At 69.6% G+C, this 15,558-nt stretch carries 16 protein-coding genes; 12 read left to right on the top strand and 4 right to left on the bottom strand.

The genetic code is table 11. The features are described 5' to 3' along the window. The first annotated feature begins 278 nt into the window (after positions 1–278). The 8 genes from CDN38_RS10100 (at position 279) to CDN38_RS10065 (ending at position 7,819) form a co-directional block, all read left to right on the top strand. A complete protein-coding gene (locus CDN38_RS10100; RefSeq protein ID WP_075513230.1) occupies positions 279–479 on the top strand; it encodes a hypothetical protein in 201 nt (66 codons plus the stop codon). A 31-nt stretch (positions 480–510) separates the two neighbouring features. After that, positions 511–1,842 (top strand): glutamate-1-semialdehyde 2,1-aminomutase, encoded by a 1,332-nt coding sequence (hemL, locus tag CDN38_RS10095; protein WP_075513229.1) that lies wholly within the window; start codon positions 511–513, stop codon positions 1,840–1,842. Then, complete coding sequence (locus CDN38_RS10090; protein ID WP_075513228.1) at positions 1,842–2,450, top strand: histidine phosphatase family protein; 609 nt, start codon at positions 1,842–1,844, stop codon at positions 2,448–2,450. Before hemL ends, CDN38_RS10090 begins: the two co-directional genes overlap by 1 nt. A 2-nt stretch (positions 2,451–2,452) precedes the next feature. Beyond that, the gene (locus tag CDN38_RS10085; protein ID WP_075513227.1) at positions 2,453–3,055 is read left to right on the top strand and encodes a TlpA disulfide reductase family protein; all 603 of its coding nucleotides are present in this window, start codon (positions 2,453–2,455) and stop codon (positions 3,053–3,055) included. Then, positions 3,052–3,816 carry a cytochrome c biogenesis CcdA family protein gene (locus CDN38_RS10080; protein ID WP_075513226.1) on the top strand — a complete coding sequence of 255 codons (765 nt, stop codon included), beginning with the start codon at positions 3,052–3,054 and terminating at the stop codon, positions 3,814–3,816. Before CDN38_RS10085 ends, CDN38_RS10080 begins: the two co-directional genes overlap by 4 nt. 113 nt (positions 3,817–3,929) lie before the next feature. Further along, entirely contained in the window at positions 3,930–5,510 is a 1,581-nt protein-coding gene (locus CDN38_RS10075; RefSeq protein WP_075513308.1) for a cytochrome c biogenesis protein ResB, read from the top strand. Next, entirely contained in the window at positions 5,507–6,481 is a 975-nt protein-coding gene (ccsB, locus tag CDN38_RS10070; protein ID WP_075513225.1) for a c-type cytochrome biogenesis protein CcsB, read from the top strand. Before CDN38_RS10075 ends, ccsB begins: the two co-directional genes overlap by 4 nt. A gap of 48 nt (positions 6,482–6,529) precedes the next feature. Beyond that, a complete protein-coding gene (locus CDN38_RS10065) occupies positions 6,530–7,819 on the top strand; it encodes a MinD/ParA family ATP-binding protein (protein WP_082277399.1) in 1,290 nt (429 codons plus the stop codon). A gap of 16 nt (positions 7,820–7,835) precedes the next feature. Here CDN38_RS10065 and CDN38_RS10060 read toward each other — a convergent pair whose 3' ends face one another. Then, positions 7,836–7,982 (bottom strand): hypothetical protein, encoded by a 147-nt coding sequence (locus CDN38_RS10060; protein WP_099318929.1) that lies wholly within the window; start codon positions 7,980–7,982, stop codon positions 7,836–7,838. A gap of 46 nt (positions 7,983–8,028) precedes the next feature. Between CDN38_RS10060 and CDN38_RS10055 the strand changes: the two genes are divergently transcribed. Continuing rightward, a complete protein-coding gene (locus CDN38_RS10055; protein WP_099318928.1) occupies positions 8,029–8,388 on the top strand; it encodes a DUF4229 domain-containing protein in 360 nt (119 codons plus the stop codon). 20 nt (positions 8,389–8,408) lie between these two features. On the opposite strand, the gene CDN38_RS10050 is transcribed toward CDN38_RS10055, so the two are convergent. Both CDN38_RS10050 and CDN38_RS10045 read right to left on the bottom strand, forming a co-directional pair. Then, positions 8,409–9,419 (bottom strand): beta-ketoacyl-ACP synthase III, encoded by a 1,011-nt coding sequence (locus tag CDN38_RS10050; RefSeq protein ID WP_075513222.1) that lies wholly within the window; start codon positions 9,417–9,419, stop codon positions 8,409–8,411. 114 nt (positions 9,420–9,533) lie between these two features. Further along, complete coding sequence (locus CDN38_RS10045) at positions 9,534–10,406, bottom strand: 1,4-dihydroxy-2-naphthoate polyprenyltransferase (protein WP_075513307.1); 873 nt, start codon at positions 10,404–10,406, stop codon at positions 9,534–9,536. Positions 10,407–10,480: 74 nt separating this feature from the next. On the opposite strand from CDN38_RS10045, the gene CDN38_RS10040 reads away from it, so the two are divergent. Together CDN38_RS10040 and CDN38_RS10035 are read left to right on the top strand one after the other, a co-directional pair. Further along, a complete protein-coding gene (locus CDN38_RS10040) occupies positions 10,481–11,257 on the top strand; it encodes an S-methyl-5'-thioadenosine phosphorylase (RefSeq protein WP_201258309.1) in 777 nt (258 codons plus the stop codon). Then, positions 11,254–12,294 carry an NAD-dependent epimerase/dehydratase family protein gene (locus CDN38_RS10035; protein WP_075513220.1) on the top strand — a complete coding sequence of 347 codons (1,041 nt, stop codon included), beginning with the start codon at positions 11,254–11,256 and terminating at the stop codon, positions 12,292–12,294. The genes CDN38_RS10040 and CDN38_RS10035 overlap by 4 nt, the downstream gene beginning before the upstream one ends. A 3-nt stretch (positions 12,295–12,297) precedes the next feature. Here CDN38_RS10035 and CDN38_RS10030 read toward each other — a convergent pair whose 3' ends face one another. Then, the gene (locus CDN38_RS10030) at positions 12,298–13,887 is read right to left on the bottom strand and encodes a DUF7937 domain-containing protein (RefSeq protein WP_408633067.1); all 1,590 of its coding nucleotides are present in this window, start codon (positions 13,885–13,887) and stop codon (positions 12,298–12,300) included. A 309-nt stretch (positions 13,888–14,196) separates the two neighbouring features. On the opposite strand from CDN38_RS10030, the gene CDN38_RS10025 reads away from it, so the two are divergent. Further along, a partial coding sequence (locus tag CDN38_RS10025; protein WP_099318927.1) for a DUF7159 family protein occupies positions 14,197–15,558 on the top strand: 1,362 nt, incomplete at its 3' end.

The following is a 15,558-nucleotide window of genomic DNA, read 5'->3' as shown; positions in this document are numbered from 1 at the left end:
GTCCACGCTGACGGCGAACGGTTGGCCGGCAGCGCCCTTACCGACCTGTTCGATCGGTTGCCCGGCGGCGATCGACGACTGCGGGGGGATTTCCAGCGGCGCGGCGGGAGAGATGTGGACGGCCTCGGTCGCGTCGGTGCCGATCGCGAGCAGGCGTTCCGATTCGGTGCTGCGACTGTTGGTGGCCGTGAAAGCGAGCGCGCGGCGTCACCCACCTGTCTCGCACACGACCCTGGTTGAAAGCGGGGCACGATGTAGGCGTTCTGCACCGTCGTGTCGTGGTGTGGGAGTTCGAGCCGCGGTTCGACGAGTCGATGACCGGGTTGTCGCTGCCGCAGCCGCCGGCCAGCACGGCCATCACCAGGCCCACGGATGCCGCGCCCAGTCTGGTCGGGTTGCATACGCCCATGGGGGATGCTTTCCCCGCCATCGGCGTGCTTACGCCCGCGGCGGGTAGAACTCTTACACCCTGTAGTTGAACGGGGCGCCGCGGCTGGGACACTAGTCGTCATGGGCAGCACAGACCAGGCGACCGCGCGGACGCACGTCTCCGCGCAGCTGTTCGCCGACGCCTGCACGGTCATCCCCGGCGGGGTGAACTCCCCGGTGCGCGCGTTCACGGCCGTCGGTGGCACCCCGCGGTTCATCACCGAAGCGCACGGCTGCCGGCTCACCGACGCCGACGGCAACCGCTACGTCGACCTGGTCTGCTCGTGGGGGCCGATGATCCTCGGTCATGCCCACCCGGCCGTCGTCGACGCCGTCGCCAAGGCCGCCGCCAACGGCCTGTCGTTCGGGGCGCCGACACCGGCTGAGACCGAGCTGGCCGCCGAGATCCTCGGGCGGGTGGCGCCCGTCGAGCGGATCCGGCTGGTGAATTCCGGCACCGAGGCCACCATGAGCGCGGTCCGGCTGGCGCGCGGGTACACCGGCCGGGCCAAGGTCATCAAGTTCGCCGGCTGCTACCACGGCCACGTCGACGCGCTGCTGGCCGACGCGGGCTCGGGCGTGGCCACCCTCGGCCTGCCGTCCTCGCCGGGGGTCACCGGCGCCGCCGCGGCCGACACCATCGTGTTGCCCTACAACGACGTCGACGCCGTCCGGGAGAGCTTTGCCCGTTACGGCGAGCAGATCGCCGCGGTGATCACCGAGGCCAGCCCGGGCAATATGGGCGTCGTCCCGCCCAAGCCCGGCTACAACGCCGCGCTGCGCTCGATCACCGCCGAACACGGCGCGCTGCTGATCGTCGACGAGGTGATGACGGGATTTCGGGTCAGCCGAAGTGGCTGGTACGGCCTGGATCCGGTGGCCGCCGACCTGTTCACCTTCGGCAAGGTGATGAGCGGCGGGCTGCCCGCCGCCGCGTTCGGCGGCCGGGCCGAGGTGATGGAACGGCTGGCGCCACTGGGCCCGGTGTATCAAGCCGGCACGTTGTCGGGCAACCCGGTCGCGATGGCGGCCGGGCTGGCCACACTGCGGGCGGCCGACCACGCGGTGTACGCGGCGCTGGACGCCAATGCCGACCGATTGGCAGCGCTGCTGACCGAGGCGCTGACGGACGCCGGGGTGCCGCACCAGATTCCCCGGGCCGGCAACATGCTCAGCGTGTTCTTCACCGACCGGCCGGTCACCGACTTCGCGTCGGCACGAGCCAGCCAGACGTGGCGTTATGCCCCGTTCTTTCACGCCCTGCTGGACGCAGGCGTCTACCCGCCGTGCAGTGCGTTCGAGGCGTGGTTCGTCTCGGCCGCCCTCGACGACGCCGCGTTCGAGCGGATCGCCGACGCGCTGCCTATTGCGGCCCGCCGGGCCTCCCACGCCGCCCGAGAGGACAGAGCCTGATGGCCGAAGAAACCCGGGTGCACGTGGTGCGCCACGGCGAGGTGCACAACCCCAGCGGGGTGCTCTACGGCCGGTTGCCCGGCTTCCAGCTGTCGGATGCCGGCCGAGCGCAGGCGGTCGCGGTCGCCGACTTCCTGGCGGGCCGCGACGTCGTCGCGGTGATCGCCTCGCCGCTGCAACGCGCTCAGGAGACCGCCGCGCCCATCGCCGCCCGTCACGAGCTGCCGGTGGACACCGACCATGACCTGATCGAATCGGCGAACTTCTTCGAGGGCCGGCGTGTCGGCCTCGGAGACGGCCAGTGGCGCGACCTGCGGGTGTGGTGGCAGCTGCGTAACCCGTTCACGCCGTCGTGGGGCGAGCCGTACACCCAGATCGCCCAACGGATGTCGACCGCGGTGGACAAGGCGCGGGCGCGCGCCGCCGGCCACGAGGTGGTGTGCGTCAGCCACCAACTGCCGGTGTGGACGCTGCGGCTGCACGTGACCGGTAGGCGGCTGTGGCACGACCCGCGGCGCCGCGAATGCTCGCTGGCGTCGGTGACCTCCCTGGTCTATGACGGCGACCGCCTGGTCGACGTGGTGTACTCCGAACCGGCAGGCTGCTGAGCATGCGCCGGCTCGCTCTTGCTCTGGTGGTGGCAGCCGTGCTGACCGGCTGTTCCGGGCGCGATGCCGTCGCCCAGGGCGGCACCTTCGAATTCGTCTCCCCCGGCGGCAAGACCGACATCTTCTACGACCCGCCGGCCAGCCGCGGCCGTCCGGGGCCGCTGTCCGGGCCGGACCTGCGCGACCCGGCGCGCACGCTGTCCCTCGACGATTTCGCCGGGCAGGTCGTCGTCGTCAACGTCTGGGGCCAGTGGTGCGGACCCTGCCGGGCCGAGGTCAGCCAACTGCAGCGGGTGTACGACGCCACCCACGGATCCGGGGTGTCCTTCCTCGGCCTCGACGTGCGCGACAACAGTCGCGACGCCGCACTGGATTTCGTCAACGACCGGCACGTCACGTTCCCGTCCATCTACGACCCGGCGATGCGCACCCTGATCGCGTTCGGCGGCAAATACCCCACCACCGTCATTCCGTCCACGCTGGTGCTCGATCGCCAGCATCGGGTCGCGGCGGTGTTCCTGCGCGAGTTGCTGGCCGAGGATCTGCAGCCGGTGGTGCAGCGGGTAGCGGCCGAGGAACCGGTGAGCCCGCGGGGACGGCAATGACGGGTTTCACCGAGATCGCCGCCGCCGGCCCGCTGCTGCTGGCGCTGGGCGTGTGCATGCTGGCCGGGCTGGTCTCGTTCGCTTCCCCCTGTGTGGTGCCGTTGGTGCCGGGCTACCTGTCCTATCTGGCGGGCGTGGTCGGCGTCAACGAGGAGCCACGGACGCAGCCCGCGGCCCGGTGGCGGGTTGCGGGGTCGGCGGCGCTGTTCGTCGCCGGGTTCACCACGGTGTTCGTCCTGGGCACGGTCGCGGTGCTGGGCATGACGACCACGCTGATCAGCAACCAGGTGCTGCTGCAGCGGGCCGGCGGGGTGCTGACCGTGGTGATGGGGTTGGTGTTCGTGGGCCTGATCCCGGCCCTGCAGCGTCAGGTCAAGTTCAGCCCGCGGCTGTTGACGACGGCGGCCGGGGCACCGCTGCTCGGCGCGGTGTTCGCGCTCGGGTGGACGCCGTGCCTGGGGCCGACGCTGACCGGGGTGATCACCGTCGCCTCGGCCACCGACGGCGCCAGCGTGGCGCGCGGGATCGTGCTGGTGATCGCCTACTGCCTGGGGCTGGGCATCCCGTTCGTGTTGCTGGCGTTCGGTTCGGCGGGGGCGGTCGCGGGCCTGGGCTGGCTGCGCCGGCACACCAGGGCCATTCAGGTCTTCGGCGGCGTACTGCTGATCGCCGTCGGGTTGGCGCTGGTCACCGGCGTCTGGAACGACGTGGTCGCCTGGCTGCGTGACGCGGTGGTGTCCGACGTGAGGCTGCCGATTTGACGGCACGAGCAGCGGCGCGAGCAGACGCAGAATCGCACCAAACCAAGCGGTTTGGTGCGATTCTGCGTCTGCTCGCGGGCAAAGCGCGCAACACCTGGCGGTCGTTGACGTCGATGGGCACCGCGCTGGTGCTGCTGTTTCTGCTCGCGCTGGGGGCGATACCGGGAGCGCTGCTGCCGCAGCGCAGCCTCAACGCCGGCAAGGTCGACGACTACCTGCGCACCCACCCCGCGATCGGCCCGTGGCTAAACGAGCTGCAGGCTTTCGACGTGTTCTCCAGCTTCTGGTTCACCGCCATCTACGTGCTGCTGTTCGTGTCCCTGGTGGGCTGCCTGACCCCGCGGATGATCGAGCACGCCCGCAGCTTGCGCGCCACCCCGGTCGCCGCACCGCGCAACCTGGCCCGGTTGCCCAAGCACACCAGCATCCAGGCCCGGCTCACCGACTCCGCCGACCTGGACACGCTGGCCAGCACGATCGCGGCGAGGCTGCGCGGCTGGCGCCGAATCGTCCGGCACACAGACGGCAGCTACGAGGTCGCCGCCGAGAAGGGCTACCTGCGCGAATTCGGCAACATCGTCTTCCATTTCTCGTTGCTGGGTCTGCTGGTCGCGGTGGCCGTCGGCAAACTCTTCGGCTACGAGGGCAACGTCATCGTCATCGCCGACGGCGGTCCCGGCTTCTGCTCGGCCTCGCCGGCGGCGTTCGACTCGTTCCGCGCCGGCAACACCGTCGACGGCACGTCGCTGCACCCGATCTGCATCCGGGTCAACGACTTCGCGGCCCACTACCTGCCGTCCGGGCAGGCCACCTCGTTTGCCGCCGACATCGACTACCAGGCCGACCCGGGCAGCCACGACCCGTCGGCCAACACCTGGCGGCCCTACCGGCTGGAGGTCAACCATCCGCTGCGGGTCGGCGGGGACCGGGTGTATCTGCAGGGCCACGGCTACGCGCCCAGCTTCACCGTGACCTTCCCCGACGGCCAGACCCGCACGTCGACCGTGCAATGGCGACCCGACAACCCGCAGACCCTGCTGTCGTCGGGGGTGGTGCGCATCGACCCGCCGGCCGGCAGCTATCCCACCGCCGAAGAACGCCGTCGGCACCAAATCGCGATCCAGGGCCTGCTGGCACCGACCGAGCAGCTCGACGGCACCCTGTTGTCGTCGCGTTTCCCGGCGCTGGACGCCCCCGCGGTGGCCATCGACATCTACCGCGGCGACACCGGGCTGGACATCGGGCGACCGCAGTCGCTGTTCAGCCTGGATCCCCGGCTGATCGAACAGGGCCGGCTCACCAAGGAAAAGCGGGTCAACCTGCGCGCCGGCGAACAGGTGCGCCTCGATCAAGACGGCACCACCGTCCGCTTCGACGGCGCCGTGCCCTTCGTCAACCTGCAGGTCTCGCACGACCCCGGCCAAACCTGGGTGCTGGTGTTCGCCGTCACGATGATGGCCGGGCTGCTGGTATCGCTGCTGGTGCGCCGGCGCCGGGTCTGGGTCCGGCTTACGCCGGCCACCGATACCCCCGGTACGGTGAACGTCGAGCTGGGCGGCCTGGCACGGACCGACAACTCCGGCTGGGGTGACGAGTTCGAGCGGCTGACCGAGCGATTGCTGGCCGGGTTCGGCGAATCGGCGGCCCCGATGCCCGCAGCATCCCGAAGGAGCCCTCAGGTGCACGTCAGATGAACACCGCGCACATCAACATCGGCCTGGCCCGCTACTCCGACTGGGCGTTCACCTCAGCCGTGGTGGCCCTGGTGGTGGCGTTGCTGCTGCTGGCCTTCGAGCTGGCCTACGTCCGCGGCCGCAAACTCGAACCGGTCGCGGTGGCCGCCGGATCGGTCGCCGTCGACAGCACCACCCCGGGCATCGTGGCCGACGGTCCGCGGCGGCCGTTCGACGAACGCGTCGGGCGAGCCGGGCTGGCCGTGCTCTACCTCGGCATCGGGCTGCTGGGCGCCTGCATCGTGCTGCGGGGCCTGGCCACCATGCGGGTGCCGTGGGGAAACATGTACGAGTTCATCAACCTGACCTGCATGTCCGGGCTGGTCGCCGGCGCGGTGATGCTGCGCCGCCCGCAGAACCGGCCGCTGTGGGTCTTCCTGCTGGTCCCGGTGCTGATCCTGCTGACGGTGTCCGGACGCTGGCTGTACGCTAATGCCGCCCCGGTGATGCCGGCACTGCAGTCCTACTGGCTGCCCATTCACGTCTCGGTGGTCAGTCTCGGTTCGGGGGTGTTCCTGGTCGCCGGCATCGCCAGCATCCTGTTTTTACTGCGGACCTCGCGGCTGGGTGAGCCCGAAACCGAAGGGGCGTTGGCGCGTCTCGTGCAGCGGTTCCCCGATGCTTCGACGCTGGACCGGATCGCCTACCGGACCACGATCTTCGCCTTCCCGGTGTTCGGCTTCGGCGTCATCTTCGGCGCCATCTGGGCCGAGGAAGCCTGGGGCCGCTACTGGGGCTGGGACCCCAAGGAGACGGTGTCCTTCGTCGCGTGGGTGGTCTACGCGGCCTACCTCCATGCCAGGTCAACCGCGGGTTGGCGGGACCGGAAGGCGGCCTGGGTCAACGTCGCCGGGTTCGTGGCCATGGTCTTCAACCTGTTCTTCGTTAACCTGGTTACCGTCGGTTTGCATTCCTATGCTGGTGTGGGGTGACCAGGCAGCGGGTACAAATACCGAGTAACGCGACGAGGGGATGTGCACGTGTCTGACCAGCCGACGGAGGGCGTGGGGGCGCCACTGGGACAGGAACGCCAAGACCCGGATCGCCCGACGACACAGTTGCCGGCCGGCGAGATGGGCGGCGAATCCAGCGAGGCGCCGACCCGGGCCTTCGCCGGGTTCCGCACCGGGCGACGCTTCTCCGAATCGGAGACACACGCCGTGCCTCCGCCGCCGATCCGCGCCGAACCGCTCGCGTGGGCGGCCACCACGCCGGCCAAGGGGTTGCCGCCGATTCCTGATGCGCAGCCCTACGGATATTTGGGCGGCCAGCCGGCCGACTCGCCGGCGGAGACTGCGCAGCGGCCGGCGGGCCCGCCGTCGTCACGGTATCCGGAACTGTCCACCAGTACGCTGTTGCGGCAGGTCAAACCGCCGCCGTCGGAGGGTTGGCGCCGCTGGCTCTACATGGTGTCCGGCAAGCTGATCAACGTGGGGGAAAGCCCGCGGGTCAACCGGTACAACGACCTGGTGGTTGCGGTCAACCGGCCGTTGCGCGGTTGCTATCGGATCGCGCTGCTGTCACTGAAGGGCGGCGTCGGCAAGACCACCATCACCGCCACCCTGGGCGGTACCTTCGCCTCGATCCGCGGTGACCGGGTGGTGGCGGTCGACGCCAACCCGGACCGCGGAACGTTGAGCCAGAAGGTGCCGGTGGAGACGTCGGCCACGGTGCGCCATCTGCTGCGCGACGCCGACGGCATCGAGCGCTACAGCGATGTCCGCAGCTACACCTCGGTGGGCCCCAGCAGGCTGGAAGTGCTGGCGTCGGAAACCGATCCGGCGGTGTCGGAGGCGTTCAGCGCCGACGATTATGCTCGCACCCTCGAGATCCTCGAGCGGTTCTATGGCCTGGTGCTCACCGACTGCGGCACCGGGTTGCTGCATTCGGCGATGTCGGCGGTGTTGGCCAAGGCCGACGTGCTGATCGTGGTCAGCTCGGCATCCATCGATGGCGCCCGCAGCGCCTCGGCAACGCTGGACTGGCTGGATGCACACGGGTACGACGAGCTGGTACGCGGATCGATCGCGGTGATCAACGCCGTCCGGCCGCGGTCCGGCAAGGTCGACATGCAGAAGGTGGTCGATCACTTCGCGCGGCGGTGCCGCGCCGTGCGGCTGGTGCCGTTCGACCCGCATCTCGAAGAGGGCGCCGAGATCCGCTTCGAGCGGTTGAAGCGGGAGACTCGCGAGGCGTTGATGGAGTTGGCCGCCGTTGTCGCCGACGGGTTTCCCAACGATCAGCGGCGAACCAACCCGGCGTTCATCTAGGTCGGCCTGGCAGCAGTCAGCCTTGTCCCAACCGGCGCAAGAACTCTGGGTCGTCGTCGGGTCCGATAACGCGAGTCTTGGGCCGGGTTGTCTGCGACCGTGCCGCACGCCAGCCGATGTAGATCAGCGTCCCCAATACCAGAACGACGAGCAGGTAAAGCACTCGACACCTCCTGTGAGCGAATATACCCGCGCCGTAGGCTCAGGCTGTGTCAGCAGCGCCTAACGGCAACAGCGCCGGGAAAACCTCCGAGCACCGCGGCGTCGTCGACGTGGCGCTCTACGCTACGGCCCGGTTGCTGCTCGCGGTCGTGGTCACCGCGGCGATCTACGGGGTGGCGCGGCTGGCCGGCATCGCCGAATTCCCGGTTGTCGTCGCCGCGCTGTTCGGGCTGACCATTGCGATGCCGTTGGGTATGTGGATGTTCACTCCGCTGCGCCGGCGGGCCACCGCCGCCCTGGCGGTGGCGGGGGAGCGCAGGCGCGCCGAACGCGAACGGCTGCGGGCCCGGCTGCGGGGCGAGAATCCCGACGATCCGAACTCCGGCCAGCGGGCCGGCGAAAGCTGAAATCCCGCTTATCCCTATGACTATGGCGCCTTAGGCATTCGGACCACTTGCGCGGCATAGCTGAGGCCGGCGCCGTAACCGATCAGCAACGCCAGGTCGCCCGGCTTGGCGGTCCCGGTCGCCAGCAGTTCGGCCATCGCCAGCGGTATGGACGCCGCCGAGGTGTTCCCGGTGTGCTCGATGTCGTTGGCCACCACCGCATCCGGCCGCAGTTGCAGGGTCTTGGCGAGCAGTTCGTTGATCCGGCTATTGGCTTGATGCGGGATGAACACATCGATCTCGTCGGGTTTCACCCCAGCCGCGTCCAGCGCCCGCTGACCGACTTTGCCCATCTCGAATGCGGCCCACCGAAAGACGGCGGTACCTTCCAAGCGCAGGAACGGGCGTGGTCCGGTTGGGTTCTCCGCGTGGGTGATCCAGTCGATGTCCTGCCGTATCGCCGTGGCCTGTTCGCCGTCACTGCCCCAGACGGTCGGTCCGATGCCTTGCGTCGGTGTCTGCCCGACCACCACCGCGGCGGCGCCGTCGGCGAAGATGAAGCAGTTGCTCCGGTCCTGCATGTCAACCGTGGGTGACAGTTTCTCGGTGCCGATCACCAGCACCGTCCCGGCGCTGCCGCCCCGGATCATGTCGGCCGCGACACCCACCGCGTATCCGAATCCGGCGCATCCGGCTGAGATGTCGAATGCCGGAACGTCTTGGGTGCCCAACGCCGCGGCGACGATCGGGGCACATGCCGGGGTCTGCAGAAAGTGGGTGCTGGTGGCGACGATCACGCCGTCGATGTCGCTGCCCTCGAGGCCGGCACCGGCGATCGCTTGCCTACTGGCTTCGATCGCCATTGATGCGGCGGATTCCTCGGCGGCGGCGAACCGGCGGGTCTTGATCCCGGTTCGGGTGTAGATCCATTCATCGGATGAGTCGATGTTCTGGCAAATCTCGTCGTTGGTGACCACCCGCGTGGGGCGGTACGCCCCGACGCTGAGCAATCCGACGCTCGTGGTCCCGCTGGCTGTGGCGATCTCCGTCATACCCGTCCTCGGTAGCTGTTATCCACATGTCGAGTGTGCGCCCAGGGTCACGCCGCGCCAACAGCGCCCGCCCTAAATGCCCGGCCTGAATGCCGGCAGGCCCGGCGCGCACGCTCACGCGGCCACCGCCAACGCCGCGGCCACCGCAACCGCCCACACCAGCATCGCCAGTCCGGTATCACGCAGCACCGGGATCAGCGCGGGCCCGCGGCGGCCTGATCGTACCGGCGCTGCCGCACGCAGGGCCAGCGGCGTGGCCGCCAGACCCACGGCACACCACGGCGTCGCGATCGTCAACAGCAGCGTCAGCGCCCCCGCCGTGACGAGCAGCCCCTGGTAGAGGACTCGGGTGCGGGCATCGCCCAGACGCACTGCCAGGGTGATCTTGTTCGCCACCGTGTCGGTCGGGATGTCGCGCAGGTTGTTGGCCACCAGCACCGACGACGACAGCGCTCCCGTCGCCACGGCCAGCACCACCCCCACCCAGTCGACCCGTAAGGCCTGGGTGTACTGGGTGCCGAGCACCGCGATCAGGCCGAAGAACACGAACACCGCGACCTCGCCGAAACCGGAGTAGCCGTAGGGTTTCGCGCCGCCGGTGTACAACCACGCCCCGGCGATGCAGGCGGCGCCGACCGCGATCAGCCACGGCTGGCTCACCAGCGCCAGCACCAACCCGGCCAGCGCGGCGACCGTCAGGCTCACCAGCGCCGCCGTCAGCACCGAACGGGGGGCCGCCAACCGTGAGCCGACCAGCCGCACCGGGCCGGCGCGCTGGTCGTCGGTACCGCGGATGCCGTCGGAATAGTCGTTGGCGTAGTTGACACCGACGGTCAGCGCAACGGCGACCACCAGCGCCAGCAGCGCTTTCCACCACACGGCAGCGTGCAGCCAGGCTGCGGCGCCGGTGCCCGCGACGACGGGCGCCACCGCGTTGGGCAGCGTGCGCGGGCGAGCGCCGGCGATCCACTGCGTGAAACTGGCCACGAAGGCATCCTGCCGGTGTCCCGCACCCGCGATCAACTTCCGGGCATACACGACGCATAGACCACAATGAGCGGATGCTCGGAGTGATCGGCGGCAGCGGCTTCTACACCTTCTTCGGTCCCGATGCGCGCACCGTCGAACCGGAGACCCCCTACGGTCGGCCCAGCGGCGCGATCACCATCGGCACCGTCGGAGACCACGACGTCGCGTTTCTGCCCCGGCACGGCCTCCACCACCAGTACTCGGCGCACACCGTGCCCTACCGGGCCAACATGTGGGCGCTGCGTGCCCTCGGGGTGCGCCGGGTGTTCGCCCCGTGCGCCGTGGGTAGCCTGACTTCCCGGCTCGGGCCCGGCGCGGTGGTGGTGCCCGACCAGTTGGTCGATCGCACCCGCGGCCGGGCCGATACCTACTTCGACTCCGGCGGGGTGCATGCCACCTTTGCCGATCCGTACTGTCCGACGCTGCGCGGCGCGGTCACCGGGCTACCCAATGTGGTCGACGGCGGCACGCTGGTGGTGATCCAGGGCCCGCGGTTTTCCACTCGCGCGGAAAGCCAGTGGTTTGCCGCCGCGGGGTTCAACCTGGTCAACATGACCGGCTATCCGGAGGCCATCCTCGCTCGTGAGCTCGAATTATGCTATGCGGCAATCGCTTTAGTGACCGATGTCGACGCGGGTGTCGATGTCGGGGAGGGTGTGAAAGCGGCTGACGTGTTCGCCAGCTTCGGAGAGAACATCGAGATGCTCAAGGCGCTGGTGCGGGCGGCGATCGGCCGGGTCGCCGCGGAGCGCACCTGCACCCGGTGTCTGCTGCATGCCGGTGTCGCGTTGCCGTTCGAGTTGCCGTGAAGGTGCTGTTGACCGGTGCGGCCGGTTTCATCGGATCCCGGGTGGCCGTCGCGTTGAACGCTGCCGGGCATGAGGTGGTCGGCGTCGACGCCCTGCTGCCGGCCGCGCACGGGCCCGACGCTCAGTTACCGCCGGGGTGTCACCGAGTGGACGTCCGTGATGGCGATGCCCTGGCGCCGCTGTTGGCCGGGGTGGACCTGGTGTGTCACCAGGCGGCGATGGTGGGTGCCGGGGTAGACGCCGCCGACGCGCCCGAATACGGCGCCCATAACGACCTGGCCACCACGGTGCTGCTGGCCCAGATGTTCGCCGCCGGGGTACGCCGCCTGGTGCTGGCGTCGTCGATGGTGGTCTATGGGCAGGGCCGCTACCACTGTGGCCGGCACGGATTGGTCGACCCGCTGCCGCGGCGGCGGGCCGATCTGGACGCCGGTATCTTCGAGCACCGCTGCCCGGTCTGCGGGGATCCGGTCAGGTGGCGGCTGGTGGACGAATCCGCCGCGGTGCGCCCGCGCAGCCTGTACGCGGCCAGCAAGGCGGCCCAGGAGCACTACGCGCTGGCGTGGTCGGAGTCGACGGGCGGCTCGGTCGTGGCCCTGCGCTACCACAACGTCTACGGTCCCGGCATGCCGCGCGACACCCCGTATTCCGGGGTGGCGGCGATCTTCCGCTCGTCGCTGGAAAAGGAAGAGCCGCCAAGGGTTTTCGAAGACGGCGGTCAGATGCGTGACTTCGTCCACGTCGACGACGTCGCCGCGGCCAACCTGGCCGCCGCGGATCTGACCGCGGCGGACCGCGGCGGGTTCACCGCCGCCAACGTCTGTTCGGGGCGGCCGATCTCGATCCTGGAGGTGGCCACCGTGTTGTGCGAGGCCCGGGGCGATTCGATGTCTCCGGTCATCACCGGGCAGTACCGCAGCGGCGATGTGCGCCACATCGTCGCCGACCCCACCCGGGCCGCCGAGGTTTTGGGTTTCCGTGCGGCCGTGGCACCGGGCGAGGGGCTGCGTGAGTTCGCGTTCGCGGCCCTTCGCTGACTATTACCGCGATTCGCCCGGCGGACGGTAGATCTTCGGGCGCACCGGCCCGGTCGTCTCGGCTGACCGGAAGATCCGGGGGGACGGTCCCGGCCCGGACAGGACGATGGTGGGTGCGTCATGGCCCGCGTCCGATGTCCGGAACTGGGCCGTCTCCGCTTCCGACGGCAGCGCGGGCCGCCCGTCCGGTGGGGTGCGGCGCCGATCGGACCGGGGGCGTCGCGGATGTGGCCGCATTCGCCGCGGCGGGCGCTGCCGCCGGGCGATCAGGATGGCGGCGAGAATGCCCAGGGCCAGGCCGCACAGCGTCACGTCGAAGACGCTGCTGATCTGCTGGGCCAGATTGTTGCCATAGACCGGGTTGCCCGGGGCGCCGGGAGGGCTGGCAAAGCGTGGCGCCAGGACGACGCCGAGGATGACGCGAGAAACGCTGAGTGCGAACAGGAATCCGGACAGCGACGAGATCAGCCGGCCGGGCAGCGCACCGGTTGTCAGGTTGAGCCGAAGCCAGATCGCGAGCACCGCGGTGACCAGGTCGAAGCCCGCCAGGGTCATGGTGTCATAGCGTGAGTAGGGGTAATCCAGCATCACCGCCGTGGTGAGGTCGGTCAGCCTCATCACCACCGAACCCAGGCACCACGCGGCGATGAGCAGCAAGCCGTTTCGGGCCGCCGCACGCCAGACGGCCTTGGCTATCGGCCGGCCGCCCTGGGATCGCATCAAGGTCAGCGGCGCGAAGATGGCGGCGCCGGCCGCCCACGCGAGAAACCCCTCGTATCCGACCCCGGCCGTCGAGGTGTTCTGCGCGATGCCGTGGAATGCGTCGATTTCGCGGCCGGCCGGCAAGATCCACACGATGACTCCGGCGACCAGCGCCGAGGCTCCCAGCGCAATCGTGGACAGTCGGTAGTCTTCGGTGCCCTTCAGCATCCACCGGGAGGCAACCAGGACCGCGACGAGCGCGACAATGCCGTAGACCACCGCCGTGTCGATCACCACAATGTTCTGCTTGCCGAACCCGGAGGCGGCGCCCGCGGGATGCAACGCATATCGCACCCGCCAGACAAGGTTGAAACCGGCGCTGAGGGCGGCGCCGAACATCGACGCATAGCCGACGATTCGGGCGGCCAGCAGCCAGTTGCGGTGCTTGTCGTCGTCGGCGACCGCGCCGGTGATCGACGGTTGCGCGCTGAGCACCGCGCCGGCGGTTCCCAGCCAGGCGCCCGGCCCGACACCGCCGGGCACGTTGACGGTGCCCCCGAACCGGATTGTTTGGAACGCGTCGTAGACGACGAACGCCAACACCAGCAGCAGATACGGGATGTTGAGGCCCAGACGCATCCGGCCTGCCCGGCCAGGATCGGGTTTACCCAGATACGGCACGACGGCCGCCGTCAACGACAGCAGCGTCACCAGCAGCAGTACCCCGAACAAAATTTTGCTGCTGCCCGGAATTCGGAAGCCGAAATACAGATTCCATGGGAAGAACAGCGCGCTGATCACCAGCACACCGGCGGTCAGGTCCCGGGCGGTATTCCACCTTCGTATCGAGTCCCGGGCCTGCCCGGGCGGGGCCGGCGGCCGCGCACCCATGATCGGGCCGGTAGGCGTGTCGTCGCTGCTCAGGCTCACGATGCCTCCCTGGGATCGAGATCGGTTGCGCCTCGGGGTCGGCGCGGCGGCGAGGGAACCCCCTGCCGGGCACTCGGCGTTGTTGGATTGCGAACGTATCCTCCATTCGGACGACGCGGCAGGTGGCGGGGTTTCGGGTGTGACCCAGCCCTTCGGGAATCCAGTTACGCTGCGTTTGTCGCCTGAAAAGATGAATACTGCCGACCGTATCGCAGTCTAATGATGCCGGACATTGCTGGCCGTGGGGTCGCCAGCCGAAGGAGACCGTAAATGGACGTCGTGTTGGGGGTCGCGGTCGCGGGTCCGGTCGCGCGGTTGGCGCTTGTCGGGGCGGGCTCCGGGGGCGCCGCCGTGATCGACCAATCCTCGGTCGATGTGGCCGAAGAGCCGATCTCGGTGTTGACCGAGACGGTGGCCGGCACGGACCGGTTGCTGGCCGACGAGGGCCACCGGCTGGTCGCCACCCGGCTGTGCTGGCCGGATCACGGCAAGGCCGACGAACTGCGGCAGGCCTTGGTCGATTCCGGTGTCCACGACGTGGAGGTGTTATCGGAGTCCGAGGCTGCCACGGCGCTGTTGGGCGCGCAGGGCTCGGACTCGGCTGTGTTGCTGGTCGGCGACCAGACGGCGAGCTTGTCGGTCGCGGGTGCCGGCGACGCGCCGCCGACCCTGCTGGCTGCCGCGCCGGTGGAGGGTGATGCCACGGCTACATTCGACACGCTGATGGCCCGGCTCGACAAGCAGTCAGGTGCTCCCGGTGAGGTTTTGCTGGTGGGTGGCTCTACCGAGCAGACCTCGGTGCTGGCCGACCAGATCCGGGCCGCCTCGACGATGCGGGTGCAGGTTGCCGACGATCCGACGTTCGCCCTGGCCCGCGGCGCGGCGTTGGTTGCCGGGGCGGCAGCGGGCGCGTCGGGTTCGACGATGGCGCAGCCGGCCGTGGCCGCGGACGCGACGACTTTTCTGCCGCCGGCCGCGGTGCCAGCGGGTGAGACAGCAGACGCCCAGCTCGCGTACTCCGAAGCGGGTGACTATGACGACTACGCGGACGACTATGCGGACGACTATGACGATTACGCCGAGTATGGCGACGACGAGGCGGCCGCCGCGGGCCGTCCGCGGCTCAACTCCCGGTCGTTGCTGATCAGCAATGCCGTGGTGGCATTCATGATCATCGGATTCGCCTCGCTGGCGGTGGCGGTGGCGGTCGCGATCCGGCCGACCGCGGCGTCGCAGCCGGTCCAGGGTTACCAGAACGCGCAGCCGGGCAAGTTCATGCCACTGTTGCCGACGGAACAGCAGGCACCGGTCCCACCGCCACCTGCCGACAACCCCACCGCAGGCTTCCAGGGAGGCACCGTCCCCGCCGTCCAGGGGGTGGTTCCTCGGCAGCAGCCGCCGCCCGCGACGGGCGGGGAGCCGGTTGCACCTGCCCCGGCGCCTCCCGGTGTCGTGCCCGCACCCATCCCGCTTCCGGTTCCGGTCATCATTCCGCCCTGGCCGGGTTGGTCACCTGGAGTGACGACGCCGCCGACAACCCTGCCGACGACGCCGCCCACGACGCCGCCGACGACTCCACCCACCACGCCGCCGACAACGCCGGTGACCACGTCGCCGACGACAGCGGTGACC

Origin of the sequence: Mycobacterium ostraviense, assembly GCF_002705925.1 — a bacterium.
GTDB lineage: Bacteria > Actinomycetota > Actinomycetes > Mycobacteriales > Mycobacteriaceae > Mycobacterium > Mycobacterium ostraviense.
This window is presented reverse-complemented; position numbering and strand designations above follow the sequence as displayed.

Excerpts from the sequence above, each read along its gene's own strand:
- hemL (WP_075513229.1), top strand. The coding sequence starts at position 511 with ATGGGCAGCACAGACCAGGCGACCGCGCGGACGCACGTCTCCGCGCAG.
- CDN38_RS10090 (WP_075513228.1), top strand. The coding sequence starts at position 1,842 with ATGGCCGAAGAAACCCGGGTGCACGTGGTGCGCCACGGCGAGGTGCAC.
- CDN38_RS10085 (WP_075513227.1), top strand. The coding sequence starts at position 2,453 with ATGCGCCGGCTCGCTCTTGCTCTGGTGGTGGCAGCCGTGCTGACCGGC.
- CDN38_RS10080 (WP_075513226.1), top strand. The coding sequence starts at position 3,052 with ATGACGGGTTTCACCGAGATCGCCGCCGCCGGCCCGCTGCTGCTGGCG.
- CDN38_RS10075 (WP_075513308.1), top strand. The coding sequence starts at position 3,930 with ATGGGCACCGCGCTGGTGCTGCTGTTTCTGCTCGCGCTGGGGGCGATA.
- ccsB (WP_075513225.1), top strand. The coding sequence starts at position 5,507 with ATGAACACCGCGCACATCAACATCGGCCTGGCCCGCTACTCCGACTGG.
- CDN38_RS10050 (WP_075513222.1), bottom strand. The coding sequence starts at position 9,419 with ATGACGGAGATCGCCACAGCCAGCGGGACCACGAGCGTCGGATTGCTC.
- CDN38_RS10040 (WP_201258309.1), top strand. The coding sequence starts at position 10,481 with ATGCTCGGAGTGATCGGCGGCAGCGGCTTCTACACCTTCTTCGGTCCC.
- CDN38_RS10030 (WP_408633067.1), bottom strand. The coding sequence starts at position 13,887 with ATGGGTGCGCGGCCGCCGGCCCCGCCCGGGCAGGCCCGGGACTCGATA.